Source organism: Rhodobacter capsulatus, from assembly GCF_052363175.1.
Taxonomy (GTDB): domain Bacteria; phylum Pseudomonadota; class Alphaproteobacteria; order Rhodobacterales; family Rhodobacteraceae; genus Rhodobacter; species Rhodobacter capsulatus_D.
The window spans coordinates 220,962-236,190 of sequence record NZ_CP198946.1 but is presented as its reverse complement, the minus strand read 5'-3'; the positions used below and the strand labels follow the sequence as shown (position 1 = coordinate 236,190).

General features: G+C 65.4%; 17 protein-coding genes. 9 read left to right on the top strand and 8 right to left on the bottom strand.

Annotated elements, in window-relative coordinates:
- Window positions 1–37: 37 nt before the first annotated feature.
- The 3 genes from ACTTAI_RS01905 to ACTTAI_RS01895 all read left to right on the top strand — a co-directional run bounded on the left by ACTTAI_RS01905 (window position 38) and on the right by ACTTAI_RS01895 (window position 2,058).
- Window positions 38–325 (top strand): HU family DNA-binding protein, encoded by a 288-nt coding sequence (locus tag ACTTAI_RS01905; protein WP_013065996.1) that lies wholly within the window; start codon window positions 38–40, stop codon window positions 323–325.
- Window positions 326–507: 182 nt separating this feature from the next.
- Window positions 508–1,371, top strand: coding sequence for a DMT family transporter (locus ACTTAI_RS01900; RefSeq protein ID WP_444453862.1), 864 nt, complete (start codon window positions 508–510; stop codon window positions 1,369–1,371).
- A gap of 3 nt (window positions 1,372–1,374) precedes the next feature.
- The gene (locus tag ACTTAI_RS01895) at window positions 1,375–2,058 is read left to right on the top strand and encodes an NnrU family protein (RefSeq protein ID WP_444453860.1); all 684 of its coding nucleotides are present in this window, start codon (window positions 1,375–1,377) and stop codon (window positions 2,056–2,058) included.
- Between the two features lie 55 nt (window positions 2,059–2,113).
- Here ACTTAI_RS01895 and ACTTAI_RS01890 read toward each other — a convergent pair whose 3' ends face one another.
- The 4 genes from ACTTAI_RS01890 to dapD all read right to left on the bottom strand — a co-directional run bounded on the left by ACTTAI_RS01890 (window position 2,114) and on the right by dapD (window position 4,904).
- Window positions 2,114–3,373, bottom strand: coding sequence for a lytic murein transglycosylase (locus ACTTAI_RS01890; RefSeq protein WP_444453859.1), 1,260 nt, complete (start codon window positions 3,371–3,373; stop codon window positions 2,114–2,116).
- 79 nt (window positions 3,374–3,452) lie between these two features.
- Window positions 3,453–3,806, bottom strand: a complete 354-nt coding sequence (locus tag ACTTAI_RS01885) for a hypothetical protein (RefSeq protein WP_110804349.1) — start codon at window positions 3,804–3,806, stop codon at window positions 3,453–3,455.
- A gap of 13 nt (window positions 3,807–3,819) precedes the next feature.
- A complete protein-coding gene (locus ACTTAI_RS01880) occupies window positions 3,820–4,074 on the bottom strand; it encodes a hypothetical protein (RefSeq protein ID WP_444453857.1) in 255 nt (84 codons plus the stop codon).
- A gap of 2 nt (window positions 4,075–4,076) precedes the next feature.
- On the bottom strand, window positions 4,077–4,904 hold the full coding sequence (gene dapD / locus ACTTAI_RS01875) for a 2,3,4,5-tetrahydropyridine-2,6-dicarboxylate N-succinyltransferase (protein ID WP_444453855.1): 828 nt from the start codon (window positions 4,902–4,904) through the stop codon (window positions 4,077–4,079).
- A 78-nt stretch (window positions 4,905–4,982) separates the two neighbouring features.
- Here dapD and ACTTAI_RS01870 point away from each other — a divergent pair, with 78 nt between their 5' ends.
- A complete protein-coding gene (locus tag ACTTAI_RS01870; protein ID WP_444453853.1) occupies window positions 4,983–5,807 on the top strand; it encodes an LOG family protein in 825 nt (274 codons plus the stop codon).
- Window positions 5,808–5,893: 86 nt separating this feature from the next.
- Here the strand turns inward: ACTTAI_RS01870 and rlmN are convergent, their stop codons facing one another.
- Window positions 5,894–7,075 carry a 23S rRNA (adenine(2503)-C(2))-methyltransferase RlmN gene (rlmN, locus tag ACTTAI_RS01865; protein ID WP_444453851.1) on the bottom strand — a complete coding sequence of 394 codons (1,182 nt, stop codon included), beginning with the start codon at window positions 7,073–7,075 and terminating at the stop codon, window positions 5,894–5,896.
- A 111-nt stretch (window positions 7,076–7,186) separates the two neighbouring features.
- Window positions 7,187–7,711 (bottom strand): invasion associated locus B family protein, encoded by a 525-nt coding sequence (locus ACTTAI_RS01860; protein WP_444453850.1) that lies wholly within the window; start codon window positions 7,709–7,711, stop codon window positions 7,187–7,189.
- A 164-nt stretch (window positions 7,712–7,875) separates the two neighbouring features.
- Between ACTTAI_RS01860 and ACTTAI_RS01855 the strand changes: the two genes are divergently transcribed.
- On the top strand, window positions 7,876–8,865 hold the full coding sequence (locus ACTTAI_RS01855; RefSeq protein WP_444453848.1) for an asparaginase: 990 nt from the start codon (window positions 7,876–7,878) through the stop codon (window positions 8,863–8,865).
- Here the strand turns inward: ACTTAI_RS01855 and ACTTAI_RS01850 are convergent.
- Window positions 8,862–9,620 (bottom strand): TSUP family transporter, encoded by a 759-nt coding sequence (locus ACTTAI_RS01850; RefSeq protein ID WP_444453846.1) that lies wholly within the window; start codon window positions 9,618–9,620, stop codon window positions 8,862–8,864. The genes ACTTAI_RS01855 and ACTTAI_RS01850 overlap by 4 nt on opposite strands.
- A 109-nt stretch (window positions 9,621–9,729) precedes the next feature.
- On the opposite strand from ACTTAI_RS01850, the gene ACTTAI_RS01845 reads away from it, so the two are divergent.
- From ACTTAI_RS01845 to ACTTAI_RS01830, 4 genes are all read left to right on the top strand, one after another.
- Entirely contained in the window at window positions 9,730–10,608 is an 879-nt protein-coding gene (locus ACTTAI_RS01845; RefSeq protein ID WP_444453845.1) for a lysostaphin resistance A-like protein, read from the top strand.
- Between the two features lie 75 nt (window positions 10,609–10,683).
- Window positions 10,684–11,616 (top strand): acetyl-CoA carboxylase, carboxyltransferase subunit beta, encoded by a 933-nt coding sequence (gene accD, locus ACTTAI_RS01840; protein ID WP_444453843.1) that lies wholly within the window; start codon window positions 10,684–10,686, stop codon window positions 11,614–11,616.
- A 72-nt stretch (window positions 11,617–11,688) separates the two neighbouring features.
- Window positions 11,689–12,963 carry a bifunctional folylpolyglutamate synthase/dihydrofolate synthase gene (locus ACTTAI_RS01835; protein WP_444453841.1) on the top strand — a complete coding sequence of 425 codons (1,275 nt, stop codon included), beginning with the start codon at window positions 11,689–11,691 and terminating at the stop codon, window positions 12,961–12,963.
- A gap of 96 nt (window positions 12,964–13,059) precedes the next feature.
- On the top strand, window positions 13,060–14,079 hold the full coding sequence (locus ACTTAI_RS01830; protein ID WP_444453840.1) for an LLM class flavin-dependent oxidoreductase: 1,020 nt from the start codon (window positions 13,060–13,062) through the stop codon (window positions 14,077–14,079).
- A 57-nt stretch (window positions 14,080–14,136) separates the two neighbouring features.
- Here ACTTAI_RS01830 and zapE read toward each other — a convergent pair whose 3' ends face one another.
- Window positions 14,137–15,219: a cell division protein ZapE gene (gene zapE / locus ACTTAI_RS01825; RefSeq protein WP_444453839.1), complete on the bottom strand. Its 1,083-nt coding sequence runs from the start codon at window positions 15,217–15,219 to the stop codon at window positions 14,137–14,139.
- Between the last annotated feature and the right edge of the window lie 10 nt (window positions 15,220–15,229).

The following is a 15,229-nucleotide window of genomic DNA, read 5'->3' as shown; positions in this document are numbered from 1 at the left end:
ATGGCCCCGCCCACCGGGGCATATGAGAGGAAGACCCATGTCGAAACCGATGACCAAGACCCAGCTGGTGGCCGCGCTTGCCGAAGCCATGGGTTCGGACAAGAAAACCGCGACCGCCGCCATCGACGCCATCGCCGATGTCGTGACGAAAGAAGTCGCGGCGGGCGGTTCGGTCACGCTGCCGGGGATCGGCAAAGTCTCGTGCAAGGCCCGTCCGGAGCGTCAGGTGCGCAACCCCGCCACCGGCGAGACGATGATGAAACCGGCTGACAAGCAGGTGAAAGTGACGATCGCCAAAGCCCTCAAGGACAGCGTCAACGTCTGATCCCCGAGGCCCCCGCAAGGGTGCTGACGTATTTGGGCCGCTCTGCACCGCAGGGCGGCCTTCTTCTTGGGCGCTGGCGCTGGCATCGGCAAATAACCTGTATCGCATACAGGTTTTGTCTTGTCCGAAGCGGTCAAATCCGGTTCTGGCTGTTCGAAATCGCACCGACGGATGGGAACAGAATGGATATTCGCGCCATACTCATGGGGCTCGCCTTCGCGGTGATGTGGTCTTCGGCCTTCACCTCGGCCCGGATCATCGTGGCCGAGGCGCCGCCGCTGCTGGCGCTCTCGGCGCGGTTCCTGATCTCGGGCGGGCTGGGCGTCGCCATTGCGCTGGCGCTGGGGCAAAGCTGGCGGCTGAGCCGGGCGCAGTGGAAGGCGACGCTGATTTTCGGCATCTGCCAGAACGCGCTCTATCTGGGGCTGAACTTCGTCGCGATGCAGTGGGTGCAGGCCTCGGTCGCCTCGATTGTCGCCTCGACCATGCCGCTGATGGTGGCGCTGCTTGGCCGGGTGGTCTTTGGCGATACCGTGCGCCCGCTTGGCCTTGCCGGGCTGGTGGCCGGGGTGATCGGGGTCGGCATCATCATGGGGGCGCGGCTCTCGGGCGGGGTCGATCCGGTCGGCCTTGCGCTGTGCTTCGCGGCGGCGTTGGCGCTGTCGATTGCCACGCTCTCGGTGCGGGGCGCGTCGTCGGGGGGCAATGTGCTGATGATCGTCGGCCTGCAGATGTGGGTGGGCGCCGCCGTGCTCGCCTGTGTCTCGGCCGCGACCGAAAGCTGGGACGTCGTGCCCTCGACCCGGCTGGTGCTGGCCTTCCTTTACACGACGCTGATCCCCGGGCTTCTGGCCACCTGGATCTGGTTCAAGCTGGTGGGGAGGATCGGCGCAGTGAAGGCCGCGACCTTCCACTTCCTCAACCCGTTCTTCGGCGTCGCCATCGCGGCGCTGGTGCTGGGCGAGCGGCTCGGTCTGCTGGACCTTCTGGGCGTGATCATCATCGCGGGCGGGATTCTGGCCGTGCAACTGTCGAAACAGAGGTAAGCGATGGACTGGCTCGAATTCGCCCTTGCCGGGCTGGCCTTCCTGTCGACCCACCTGATCCCGGCCAATCCGCGGATCAAGGGGCTGCTGGTCGCCACCCTTGGCCGCGCGGGCTACGGCATCGCCTTTGGCGGGCTTGCGCTTGGCCTGCTCTACTGGCTGATCGGGGCTGCCGCCCGCGCCCCCTATGTCGAGCTTTGGCCGCAAGAGATCTGGATGCGCTGGGTCACGAATATCGTGATGCCTGTGGTGATCCTGATTTCAAGCTATGCGATCGCTTGCCCGAACCCCTTCGCCTTCGAGGGCCGTTCGACCGGCTTCGACCCCGCGCGGCCGGGCATCGTCGGCATCACCCGGCAACCATTCCTCTGGGCGCTGGTGCTCTGGGCGTCGGCGCATCTGCTGGTGAACGGCGATCTGGCGCATGCGATCCTGTTCGGGGTGTTCCTTCTGTTCTCGCTGATCGGCATGCGGGCGATGGAAAAGCGCCTGATCCGCCGCATCGGCGCGGGCGAGTTTGGCCGTCTGGCGACGCACACCAGCCTGATCCCCTTTGCCGCCTTCCTCAGCGGCCGCTGGCGCCCGCAGGGACGGCCTTCGTGGCTGCGGCTCGGGATCGCAGTCTTCGCTTGGGCGGCGATCTTTCACCTGCACGAGCTGGTGATCGGGCTTAGCCCGGCGCCATAAGCCCTGTCGGTTCGGGCAGGGGAACGCAGAGCGCTGACCCGCCCGAAACACCCGCTCAACCGCCGCGCAGGCTTTCCAGCAGCTTGATCGTCACCCAGCCATTCGGCGTCATGCCGTGGGCGCGCTGATAGTCCATCACCGCCATGATCGTGCCCGGGCCGATCAGCCCGTCGGTGCCCTTGGTGTCGTAACCCTGCGCGGTCAGCAGTTGCTGCACCTCGACCTTTTCGGCATCGGTCAGCGCCCGGCCTTCGCGCGGCCAAGGGTGCACGAACGGCCCCTGCCCCTTCAGCCGATCCGACAGATGGCCGACCCCCATCACATAGGCATCGGCATTGTTGTAGCGCGAGATCGCGGTGAAATTGCCGAAGATCATCAGCGCAGGCCCCTCCGGCCCGGCCGGCAGCAGGATCGAGGCCGACCCGTAATTCGGCACCGCCCCGCCATTCACGCCGCGCACGCCCAGCGCCGCCCAGTCCGAGGGCGCCCGCTTCGTGCCCTTGCCCGCCAGCCCCACATCGAAGCCCTCGGGCAGGCTGACCTCGACCGCCCAGGGCTGCCCCTTCGACCAGCCCGAGCGCGCCAGATAGGCCGCGGTGGAGGCCAGCGCATCGGCCGGATTGTCCGACCAGATGTCGCGCTTGCCATCGCCGGTGAAATCGACCGCGAAAGCCAGATAGGAGGTCGGGATGAACTGCGTATGCCCCATCGCCCCGGCCCAGGACCCGGTCATATGCGCCGGGTCGATGTCGCCCGCCTGCAGGATCTTCAGCGCGCCGATCAACTGGCTTTCAAAGAACTCGGCCCGCCGCCCATCATGCGCCAGCGTCGCCAGCGCCGGGATGATCAGGGTGTTGCCGCGCTTGGCGCCATAGCGGCTTTCCATGCCCCAGACGGCCACCACCACTTCCTTGTCGACGCCATACCGGGCCTCGATCTCGCGCAGCACGCCGTCATATTGCGCCAGCGCCGCCCGACCGTTGGCGATCCGCTCGTCCGAGGCCGCGCTGTCCATGTAGTCCCAAATGGGCTTCACGAATTCGGCCTGAAACTGCTGCCGCTCGATCACCTTCGGGTTATAGGGCACGTCGCGCATCGCGCGGTTCCAGGTCGCCTCGGAAATCCCCGCCGCCATCGCGCGCGGCTTGAAGCCCTCGACCCAGGCATCCATCCCCGCCTGCGTCGCCGCATCGACGGGGGGAATCTCTTCGATGGTGTTCATGGAAACGCCTCCCCGATCCAGCAGCCCGCCGCAGGCGGTCAAAGCCGAAAAAGCCAACAGGGAGAAGAGGATGGGTTTCAACGCGCGTTTCATGGCCTGCCCGACTGTTCGTTGTTTGAAAACAGTCTAGCAGGCTATGGACAGGGCGCAAACCCGCTTGGCGAGTGTCCGCTCAAGCCTTCTCGTCGTAGAAGGGCGTCATCTGCGCGACGACGACCGAATTTTCATCCAGCGCCCGCTGCATCAGCTCCTTCTCGGCGGCGTCGATCTCGTCGCCCGCCTTTTCCCGCTCGGCCAAAGTGCCGTAGCCGGTCACGTCGAGCGGCGCCATATCCGCCTGCTTCAGGATCGCCACGGTTTCGCGCACGGCCTCGGCCTCGTCGACGCCGCTCGCGTAGCACAGAAGACCCGCCCCGGTGGAGCCCTTCGGCAACCCGTCATTGGCCGAGCGGCCCACCTCCACGAGCAGCGTATAGACCTGCTGCGGGCGTTTCGCCTTTTCCGGTTTCTCGGCCGTCTCGGTCATCCTGTTTCCCTTCTCAGCTGCGGCGCAAAGACCGCAGCGAGGTCACGGCCAGCCAGGCTGCGACCAGTACATAAAGCCCGATCGCCGCCCCGGGCATCCAGTCCCCGGGGGCGGCGGCCTTGGCCATTTCGCCCAGTTTGCTCAGCGCCACGGGCGTCACCAGACCGATCATCGCCAGATCGGCGACCATCAGAACGAAGCGCAGGGGCTGCGGCAAGGCCGCCCCGCGCACCGCATCGACCACCTTGGCGCCCAGCGACAAAAGCATGATCAGTCCCGCAGCAGTTCGTTGATGCCGGTCTTCGAGCGCGTCTGCGCATCGACCCGTTTCACGATCACCGCGCAGTAAAGGTTGATGCCCCCTTTGGTCGGCATCGACCCCGCGACGACCACCGAATAGGGCGGCACTTCGCCATAGAAGACCTCGCCGGTTTCGCGATCGACGATCTTCGTCGATTTGCCGATGAAGACGCCCATGCCCAGAACCGAGCCCTCGCGGACGATGCAGCCCTCGACCACTTCCGAGCGCGCGCCGATGAAGCAGTTGTCCTCGATGATCGTCGGACCGGCCTGCATCGGCTCCAGCACGCCGCCGATGCCGACGCCGCCCGACAGGTGGACGTTCTTGCCGATCTGCGCGCAGGAGCCCACCGTCACCCAGGTGTCGACCATCGTGCCCTCGTCGACATAGGCGCCAAGATTGACAAACGACGGCAGCAGCACCGCGCCCTTGGCGATATAGGCCGAACGACGGACGATGCAGTGCGGCACGGCGCGGAAACCGGCGGCCTTCCACTGCGCCTCGCCCCAATGGGCGAATTTGCTGTCGACCTTGTCCCACCAGGTGCCGTTCTGCGGCCCGCCCGAATGCACTTCCATGTCCTTGACGCGGAAGCCCAGCAGCACGGCCTTTTTCGCCCACTGGTTCACATGCCAGTTGCCGTCGTCCTTCTTCTCGGCGACGCGCAGCACGCCCTTGTCGAGCGCCTCGAGCGTGGCCTCGATCGCGTCCCGCGCTTCGCCCTTGGTGTGGGGCGTGAGGGTGTCGCGAACCTCCCAGGCGGCTTCGATGGCAGCTTCGAGCATGGCGTTCGACATCGGAACGGTCCTCTTTCAAGTGGTCTTCATGGTTTTCCCCCTATAGTTGGGGAAAGCCCTTCGCGCAATGAGCAGGATATGAAAGACGAAAGCCGATCCCACCCGTTCCGTGACAGCATCATGGATGCCAAAACGGCGCAGGACATCCCCGCCACCGCGCAGACCCGCGCGCCCGCCTACAAGCTCGCCTTCACCGATGGCGGCTTCATGATGCGCGAGGAATTGCGCCCGGTGCGGTTGCAACTCGAACTGCTGAAGCCGCAGCTGATCATGGACGAGCGCGGCGTGGAAAGCACGGTGGTGCTGTTTGGCGGCGCCCGCATCCCGGAACCGGCGCAAAAAGACACCGCCAAGACCCCCATTCTGGCGGAACTGAGCCGCTATTACGACGAGGCGCGGACCTTCGCGCGGATGATGACAGAACGCTCGATGGCGGCTTACGGGCGCGAATATGTCATCTGCACCGGCGGCGGCCCCGGCGTGATGGAGGCGGGCAACCGCGGCGCGCATGAGGCCGGGGGGCAATCGATCGGGCTCAACATCGTGCTGCCGCATGAACAGGCGCCGAATGCCTATGTGACGCCGGATCTGTGCTTCAACTTCCACTATTTCGCCATCCGCAAGATGCACTTCCTGATGCGGGCGAAAGCGGTCTGCGTCTTTCCGGGCGGCTTCGGCACGCTCGATGAAATGTTCGAAACGCTGACGCTGATCCAGACCCGGCGGATGAAACGCATCCCGCTGATCCTGTTTGGCGCGGAATTCTGGCGCCGCGTCGTCGATTGGGACTATCTGGCCGAGGCAGGCACGATCGCGCGCGAGGACATTGACCTGATCAGCTTTGTCGAAACCGCCGAAGAAGCGGTGGACGTCATCGAGACCTGGACGAACGGGCACGCCTGAGACAAGCCGCGAAAGGGCGTATTTGGACCAAGAAAAAGCTGGCTGGTTTTTTCTTGGCGCAAATACGCCCTTTGCGACGGCGGGGATCAGAGACCGGTTTCGGCCTCGATCTCGGCCTTCGATTTCCGCGCCCGTTCGGTGGCGGATTTGAGTTGTCCGCAGGCGGCCATGATATCCTCGCCCCGCGGCGTGCGGATCGGCGCGGCGTAACCGGCCTTGTAGACGATATCGGCAAAGGCCTCGATCCGTTCCCAGTCCGAGCGCTGATAGGGCGAGCCGGGCCATTCGTTGAAGGGGATGAGGTTGATCTTCGCCGGAATGCCCTGGATCAGCTTGACCAGCCGCCGCGCGTCGGCGTCGCTGTCATTCACGTCCTTGAGCATCACATATTCAAAGGTGATCCGCTCGGAATTCGACAGCCGCGGATAGTCGCGCAGGGCATCAAGCAGCGTCGCGATGTTCCATTTCTTGTTCACCGGCACCAGACGGTCGCGCACCGCATCGGTGGTCGCGTGGAAGGAAATCGCCAGCAGGCAGCCGATTTCCTCGGCCGTGCGCGCAATCTCCGGCACGACGCCCGAGGTGGAAAGCGTGATCCGGCGGCGGCTCAGCGTCAGCCCCTCGTTGTCCATCACGACCTGCATCGCGTCGCGGACGTTTTCGAAATTGTAGAGCGGCTCGCCCATGCCCATCAGCACGACGTTCGAGATCAGCCGCGTCTCGTCCTTCGGTTCGCCCGGCACCGGCCATTCGCCCAGATCGTCGCGCGCCACCATCACCTGACCGACGATTTCCCCCGCCGTCAGGTTGCGCACCAGTTTCTGCGTGCCGGTATGGCAGAAGGAGCAGGTCAGCGTGCAGCCGACTTGCGAAGAAATGCACAAAGTGCCGCGGTTTTCCTCGGGGATGTAGACGGCCTCGACCTCATGCCCGCCCGCGATGCGCAGAAGATATTTCCGCGTGCCATCCATCGAGACCTGACAGGTCACGACCTCGGGCAGGGCGATCTCGAAATGCGCATCGAGCAGCGCACGGTAGTCTTTCGCCAGATTGGTCATCGCGGCGAAATCGCGCACGCCCCAGTGATAGATCCACTGCCAGACCTGACCGACCCGCATCTTCGCCTGTTTCTCGGGCGTGCCCGCAGCAATCAGCGCCGCGCGCAGCTGCTCGCGGGTCAGGCCGACCAGATTGACCTTGCCGCCCTCGGGCAGCTTGCGCGGCAGGGTCAGCACGTCTTGCGTGATCGGAGAGGTCGGCTCGGTCATGGCAGGTCCAGAATAGCGAAAGCCGAGCATATAGGGGATTCGGTCACCAAACGGTAGCCCGAAACGCAAAAGCCCCGGACAATGCCCGGGGCCCCGCAGGTGTCGCGGCGCTTACTTGCAGCGCTTGGACGCTTCGTCGAGCGCGGCGGTGAAGCCCATCAGCGAGAAGGTGTCCTCGGTCTTGGTGCCGCGGCCCGAATGCCCGGCGATCGTCACCTCGGCCCCGGATTTCAGCGCCGCGATCAGCTTGGCGTCGTCTTCGGGCGAGCCCGCCCAGGCGCCTTCGCCATTGGTGAACAGCGTGAAGGTCGCGCCGGTGTTCACTTTCAGATCGACGGTCGAGCCATCGGCAAAGGGATAACCCGCCATGAACATCACCTCGCCAGCCTTGCCGGGGCGATAGGTGACGAAGAGCAGAATTTCCGAGCGGCGCGGTTGCACCGTCTTGCCATCCTTGGTGGCCACCGACTTTTTCGGCGGCGACACGCCCCAGCATTCCTTCGGGCTGTCCTCGACGAAGACGCTCCAGTCGGTTTTCGCTGCGACGCGGTTCGAGCTTTCCTGGGCTTGCGCGACAGGGGAAAATGCCAGCGACGCGGCGACAAACGCAGCGACGCTCGTGATGATCGTCTTCATGAAACAGCCTCCAGCTGTCTGTGCCTCTGGTCCGCCCGTGGGCTATTGGCCGTTCTTGACTGTGGCAGACCCGATTTCAACTCGATATTCCAGTGATAACGCAAAAGTGGCGTTTTGGGAAAGCCCCCCCGGCGGGTTTTCGCGCATGATAAGGAAGGTTTGGCATGGCAGCGGCGGCATTGATCGAGATCTGGCGCGGGGATTTGCTGGAAAGCCTGCACCATGGCCATGCGGTGGTCTATGGGCCGCAGGGTGCGGAGCAGGTCTGGGGTGAGGCGGGGGCGGTCGTGTTTCCGCGCTCGTCGTGCAAGATGGTGCAAGCGCTGCCGCTGATCGAAAGCGGCGCGGCCGAGGCTGCCGGGCTCGGCCTGCGGCACCTGGCGCTGTCCTGCGCCAGCCATTCCGGGGCCGCGCTGCATGTGGGGGCGGTGGGCGACTGGCTGACAGAGCTTGGCATGCACGAAAGCGATCTGCGCTGCGGGTCGCATCTGCCCTTTGACCCGGTCGAGGCGCAGCGGCTCACCTGTTCGGCGGAAAAGCCCTGCCAGCTGCACAACAACTGCTCGGGCAAGCATGCCGGGTTCCTGACCCTGAACCGGCATTTGAAGGGCGGCGCCGAATATGTCGAGATCGACCATCCGGTGCAGCGCGCGGTGCGCAGGGCCTTCGAGGAGGTGACGGGCGAGACCGCGGCGGGCTGGGGGGTCGACGGCTGCTCGGCGCCGAATTTCGCCTGCACGCTGGAGGGTCTGGCGCGGGCGATGCAATTCTTTGCCGCCGCCCGGCCCGAGGGCGGGCTGCGCGCGGCTGCCGCGGCGCGGCTGATCGAGGCGATGACAGCCTTCCCCGAACTGGTGGCGGGCGAGAACCGTGCCTGCACCAAGCTGATGCGGGCGATGGGCGGCAAGGTCACGGTGAAGACCGGGGCCGAGGGGGTCTTCGTCGCGATCCTGCCCGAGCAGAAGCGCGGCGTGGCGCTGAAGATCACCGATGGCGCGAGCCGTGCCTCGGAAGCGGCGATCACCGCGCTTCTGGTGCATCTGGGCGCGCTGGACCCGGATAACCCGGTGGTGGCGCAGTTGCTGCCACCGGTCAGCAAGAACTGGCGCGGGTTCGCAACCGGGGGAATGCGGCTGGCAAAGGGGTTTTGCTAGATCATCTGCCAGATCAGCCGCACCGCCAGCGCGGTCGAAGTCACGACCAGAAGCGGCTTGATGAGCCGTGCCCCCTTCTTCATCGCCAGTCTTGCGCCAAGGCTGGCGCCGGCCACCTGCGCAAAGCCCATAGCGATGCCGGTCACCCACCAGGGCGCGCCTATCGCGGCAAAGGCCGCAAGCCCGCCAAGGTTCGAGGCGAAGTTCAGCAGCTTCGTATGCGCCGTCGCCTTCAGCACGCCATAGCCCGCCAGCATCACGAAGCCGATCATGTAGAACGCCCCCGCCCCCGGCCCGATCAGCCCGTCGTAAAAGCCGATCAGCGGCACGACAAAGGCGGTGAAGGCCGCAGGCTTGATCCGCTCGGCCCGGTCGGTGTCATCGAGCCCCTTGCGAAAGGCGAAAAAGGCCGCGATCGCGATCAGGATGAAGGGCAGCACGCGGCGCAACGCCTCGGTCGGCAGGACCGAGACCAGAAACGCCCCCGCAAGCCCCGACAGGAACGCCAGAGACGCCGCGCCCAACTGCGCGCGCAGGTTCACCTGGCCCTTGGCCGCGTAGGTCAGCGCCGCCGTCGCCGCGCCGAAAGCCCCCTGCACCTTGTTCGTCGAAAACGCCTGCAACGGCGTTGCCCCGGCCAGAAGCAGCACCGGCAGAGTGATCAGCCCCCGGCCCCCCGCGATGGAATCGACAAACCCGGCCACAAAGGCCGCGCCGATCAGCGACAGGGCCAGATCAAGGGAAACTTCGAACATGGATCCTCCGGGGCAGAGATCCCTCTTCCGCCAGCGCCCGACCAAAGTAAAGCGACTTGTCCCACGCAAGCCGCGCCGCTAGGGTCACCCGCCAGATCGGGAGACCGCAATGCCCTACCCCAGACTTGAGCTTTTCATCGCCCCCGCCCGGACCCGCTCGGAATGGCTGCGCAGCCTTGCCGGTCTGATCCTGATCGGGGGGATCTATTGGGGCGCGGTGATGGGGGCTCTGGCGCTGCTTTACCGCTTCGGCGGCCCGATCGTATTCGCCGCCGTGGTGATGGCGATGGAACGCGGCGGCACCCCGGGCGGCCTCGTGCTGGTGATGCTCAGCTTCCTGCCGCTGGCGCTTGGCGTGATGCTGGTCACCCGCTTCCTGCATCGCCGCCCGATCGCCAGCCTGTTCGGCACCGGCGCTTTTGGCGATTTCCTGAAGGTCTTCCCGACCCTGCTCGGGCTTGTCGCGCTGGTCGCCGCCAGCTCGGCCCTTGACCCGAGCCTTGGCAAATCGACGCCCCTGCCGGTGCTGCTGAAATGGCTGCCGATCGCGCTGCCTTTGCTCTTCATCCAGATCGCCTCGGAAGAGCTGCTCTTTCGCGGCTATTTCCTGCAGCAGATGGCCGCACGGCTGCGCCATCCGCTCGCCTGGATGGTGCTGCCCGCCGCCCTGTTCGGCGCGCTCCATTATGCGCCCGAGAAAAATGGCCCGACCGCGATCATCTTCGTGCTCTGGGCAATGCTCTTTGGCTGCCTGTCCGCCGATCTGACGGCGCGGGCCGGAAATCTTGGCCCCTCGCTCGCCTTCCATTTCGCCAACAACATCTCGGCGCTCTTTCTGGTCGGGCTTTATGGCCAGCTCGACGGGCTCTCGCTTTACACGCTCGTCATCAACACCCGCGACATCGGGGCGATGGCGCCCTATCTTGCGCTCGATGCGCTGGCGATCGTGGTGTTCTGGCTGGCTGCGCGCCTGCGGCTGCGGCGCTGATTGCATTTGCCCGCGCGCGGGCTTATCTGAGCCCAAGCTCACAAAGCGACGTCGCGGAAACCAAGGGGCCCCCCGATGAACTGGATCTCGAACTACGTCCGACCCAAGATCAACTCGCTGTTCTCGCGCCGCGAGATGCCCGAGAACCTGTGGACGAAATGCCCCGAATGCGGAACCATGCTGTTCCACCGCGAAGTGACGGACAATCTGAACGTCTGCACCAACTGCGACCATCACATGGCGATCACGCCGCGCGAGCGCTTCGAGGCGCTGTTTGACCTTGGCGCCTTCACCGAGGTGAAAGTCCCCGAGCCGATCGCCGATCCGCTGCATTTCCGCGATCAGAAGAAATATCCCGACCGGATGAAATCGGCGCAGAAATCGACCGGCGAGAAAGAGGCGATGCTCGTCGTCGAAGGCGAGATGGGCAAGACCCAGATCGTCGCCGTCGGGCAGGACTTCTCCTTCATGGGCGGCTCGATGGGGATGTATGTCGGCAATGCGATCCTGGCCGCCGCCCAGCGCGCGATCGAGCTGCATTGCCCGATGGTGCTGTTCTCTGCCGCAGGCGGGGCGCGGATGCAGGAAGGTATCCTGAGCCTGATGCAGATGCCGCGCTCGACCGTCGCGGTGCAGATGCTGAAGGATGCCGGGCTGCCCTATGTCGTCGTGCTGACCCACCCGACCACGGGCGGCGTGACGGCGTCCTATGCGATGCTCGGCGACGTGCAGATCGCCGAACCGAATTCGCTCATTTGCTTTGCCGGTCCGCGCGTCATCGAACAGACGATCCGCGAAACCCTGCCCGAGGGCTTCCAGCGCGCCGAATATCTGCTCGACCATGGCATGCTCGACCGCGTCACGCATCGCAAGAAACTGCGCGAAGAGCTGATCGTGATCCTGCGCATGATGATGCGCCTGCCGCCGCCGATCTGGGGCGAACTGCCGCCGCCCGGCCCCGCGCCGACCGAAGCGGCCCCGCCCGCCGACCAACCCGCGGCGGAATAACCTTTATCTTGCTCTAAATATCCCGGGGGTCCGGGGGCAGCGCCCCCGGCCTTTGCATGAAAGGAGCCCAGCATGCCGCAACCTTCCGACGAAATCCTGGCGCGGCTGATGGGGCTGCATCCGAAGATCATCGATCTGACGCTCGACCGGGTGCATCGGCTTCTGGCCGCGCTCGATCACCCTGAGACGCGCCTGCCACCGGTGATCCATGTCGCGGGCACGAATGGCAAGGGCTCGACCCAGGCGATGATCCGCGCCGGGCTCGAGGCCTCGGGCAAGACGGTGCATGCCTATACCTCGCCGCATCTCGCCCGCTTTCACGAACGCATCCGGCTGGCGGGCGCGTTGATTTCCGAACCTGCGTTGTCGGCGCTCTTGGATGAATGCGATGCGGCGAATGGCGGGCAGCCGATCACCTTTTTCGAAATCACCACCGTCGCGGCGTTTCTGGCCTTTGCCCGCACGCCCGCCGATTACACGCTGCTGGAAGTCGGCCTTGGCGGGCGGCTCGATGCCACCAATGTCATCGCGAAACCGGCGGCGACGATCATCACCCCGGTCTCGATCGACCATCAGCAATATCTGGGCGAGACCCTGCCCGAGATCGCGGGCGAAAAGGCCGGGATCCTGAAACGCGGCGTGCCCTGCATCGTCGGTCCGCAGCACCCCGACGGGCTTGCGGTGATCGAGGAGAAAGCCGCGCGTCTGGGCGTGCCCCTGTTCGCGCATGGCCAGCACTGGCACGCCTTCGAGGAGCGCGGGCGGCTGATCTATCAGGACGAGACCGGGCTTCTGGATCTGCCTTTGCCGACCCTGCCCGGGCCGCATCAGATCGAAAACGCAGGCGCCGCAATTGCCGCGCTGCGGCTCCTCGGCTTCGACGATCTGGCCTGCGAGGCAGCGGTGAGCAAGGCCGAATGGCCCGCGCGGATGCAGCGCCTGCGGCAGGGGCCGCTTGCGACCAGCGCGCCCGGGGTCGAGCTTTGGCTGGATGGTGGCCATAACCCGGCCGGGGGCGAGGCCGTTGCCGCGACGCTGGCCCGGATGCCAAAACGCCCGACGCATCTGATTTGCGGCATGCTCAACACCAAGGACATCGCGGGCTATCTGCGCCCCTTGGCGGCGCAGGCGCAAAGCCTGACCGCCGTCTCGATCCCGAACGAGATCAACACCCTGCCGAGCGCCGCCACCGCCGAAGCCGCCCGCACGGCCGGTTTCGCGCAGGTGACCGAGGCCGCGTCGGTGGCGGAAGCCCTTGATGCGATTGCGCAAACCGACCCGCAGGCCCGGGTTCTGATCTGCGGCTCGCTGTATCTTGCCGGGCAAGTGCTGCGCGAGAACGGCTGAGACTTGCGCATTTCTGTGCCAAGTTCTGTGCGCTCCTGTGCCTAGGCGCACAGGGCTCAGGTGCCTATCTTTCCTGCAACGGAAAGGAGGCCCATGATGACGCTTGAATTCGGCCTTGATACTTTTGGCGACATCACCGCCGATGCGCAGGGGTTGCGATCCGGCGCACAGGTGATCCGCGACACGCTCGCCGAGGCGATCCTGGCCGATCAGGTCGGCCTTGATTTCATCGGTCTGGGCGAACACCACCGCCCGGATTTCGCGATTTCCTCGATGGAACCGCTGCTGGGGGCGATCCTGGCCTCGACCGAGAAGATCCATGCCGGGACCTCGGTCACGGTGCTGTCCTCGGATGATCCGATCCGGGTGTTTCAACGCTTTGCGACGCTCGATGCGATTGCGCCGGGACGGGCAGAGCTGACGATCGGGCGGGGGTCCTTCACCGAAAGCTTCCCGCTCTTCGGCTTCGATCTGAACGATTACGAGACCTTGTTCACCGAAAAGGCGCAGCTGCTGCACAGCCTTGTGGCGCAGGAGAAGATCAGCTTTCAGGGCCGACACCGCACCCCGTTGAAAGGCGTGACCGTCTATCCGCGCCCCGAACGCCCGTTGCAGGTCTGGCGCGGCGTGGGTGGCAGCCCCGACTCGGTGATGGAGGCGGCGGCGATGGACATGCCACTGGTCATGGCGATCATCGGCGGCAATCCGGCGCGGTTCGGCCCGCTCGTCGATCTTTACCGCCATACCCGCGAGCGGATGGGGGCGAAGATGCTGCCGCTGTCGGTGCATTCGCCGGGCCATGTCGCGACCACGGACGAGGAAGCGAAAGAGCGCTACTTCCCTGCCTATGCGGCAATGCACGATCTGATCGGGCGCTCGCGCGGCTGGCCGCGGTTCACCAAGGCCGCCTTCGAGGCCGAGATCGCGCAGGGGTCGCTTTATGTCGGCAGCCCCGAGACGGTGGCGAAAAAGATCGCGACGACGGTCAAGGCGCTGGGACCGTCACGGTTCACGCTGAAATACTCGGCCGGACCGCAGAACCCCGCGCATCTGCGCGACGCGATCGAGCTCTACGGCGCAAAGGTCGCGCCGCTGGTGCGGGACATGCTGAGCTGACAGGCGTTCGGGCGGAGAAGGAAAGGCACCGCCTTTCCTCGCCCGACACCGACCCGCTTACCGGTTTTCCTGCGACCAGTCGGCCGACTGCATTTCCCGCAGCCGCGACACCGTGCGGGCGAATTCGAAACTGCCCTCGCCCTCGTTGTAAAGCCGCTCGGGCACATCGGCGGCGGAACAGATCAGCCGCACCTTGCCTTCGTAAAGCGCATCGATCAGCGTCACGAACCGCTTCGCCTCGTTGAAGTTCGAGGCCGACAGATGCGGGATGTCGTCGATCATCAGCACCCGCAGCGCGCCGGCAATCGCCAGATAGTCGGCCGGTCCCAGCATCGCCCCGCACAGATCCCAGAACCGCGCCCGCCCGACGCCGTTGTGGTAATGCGGGATCACGACCGAGCGCCCCTTGACCTCGATGCGCAGCTTCGTCGTGCCGTCATGCCCGGTCAGCTCGTTCCAGAGCCCGTCCATTTTCTTGTGCGCCGTCGTCCCCGCGGGCGCAAAATAGACCTCCGCCCCCGAGAGCCGATGCAACCGGTAGTCGGTCTCCGAAACGATCTCGTGCACCTCGAGCCGGTGTTCGAGAATGTCGATGAAGGGCAGGAACAGCTGCCGGTTCAAGCCGTTCTTGTAAAGATCGGAGGGCGGCCGGTTCGAGGTCGTCACCACCGTCACGCCGCGCTTGAACATCTCGTCAAAGAGCCGCCCGACGATCATCGCATCGGCAATGTCGGTGATCTGCATCTCGTCGAAACACAACAACCGGACCGAGGCCGCGATCTCGGCCGCGACGGGCTGGATCGGGTCTTCCTCCTTGGCGCGGCGGTGCGCGTCGATCTTGCCCTGCACCTCCTGCATGAAGGCGTGGAAATGCACCCGGCGCTTGGGCACCGCAGCCGCCTCGCCGAACAGATCCATCAGCATCGACTTGCCGCGCCCGACGCCGCCCCAGAGATAAAGCCCCTTCACCGGCTCTGGCGGCTTGGCGAACAGCCCGAAGAGACCAGGCTTTTTCACCGGCGCTTCCAGCTCTGACCGCACCCGGTCCAGAAGCGGCAGCACCGCCCGCTGGGCGGCATCGGCACGCAGGGTTCCCGCCGCCACGCGGCCATCGTAGATCTGGGTCAGAGTTCTGTGCATGGCGCCTGAT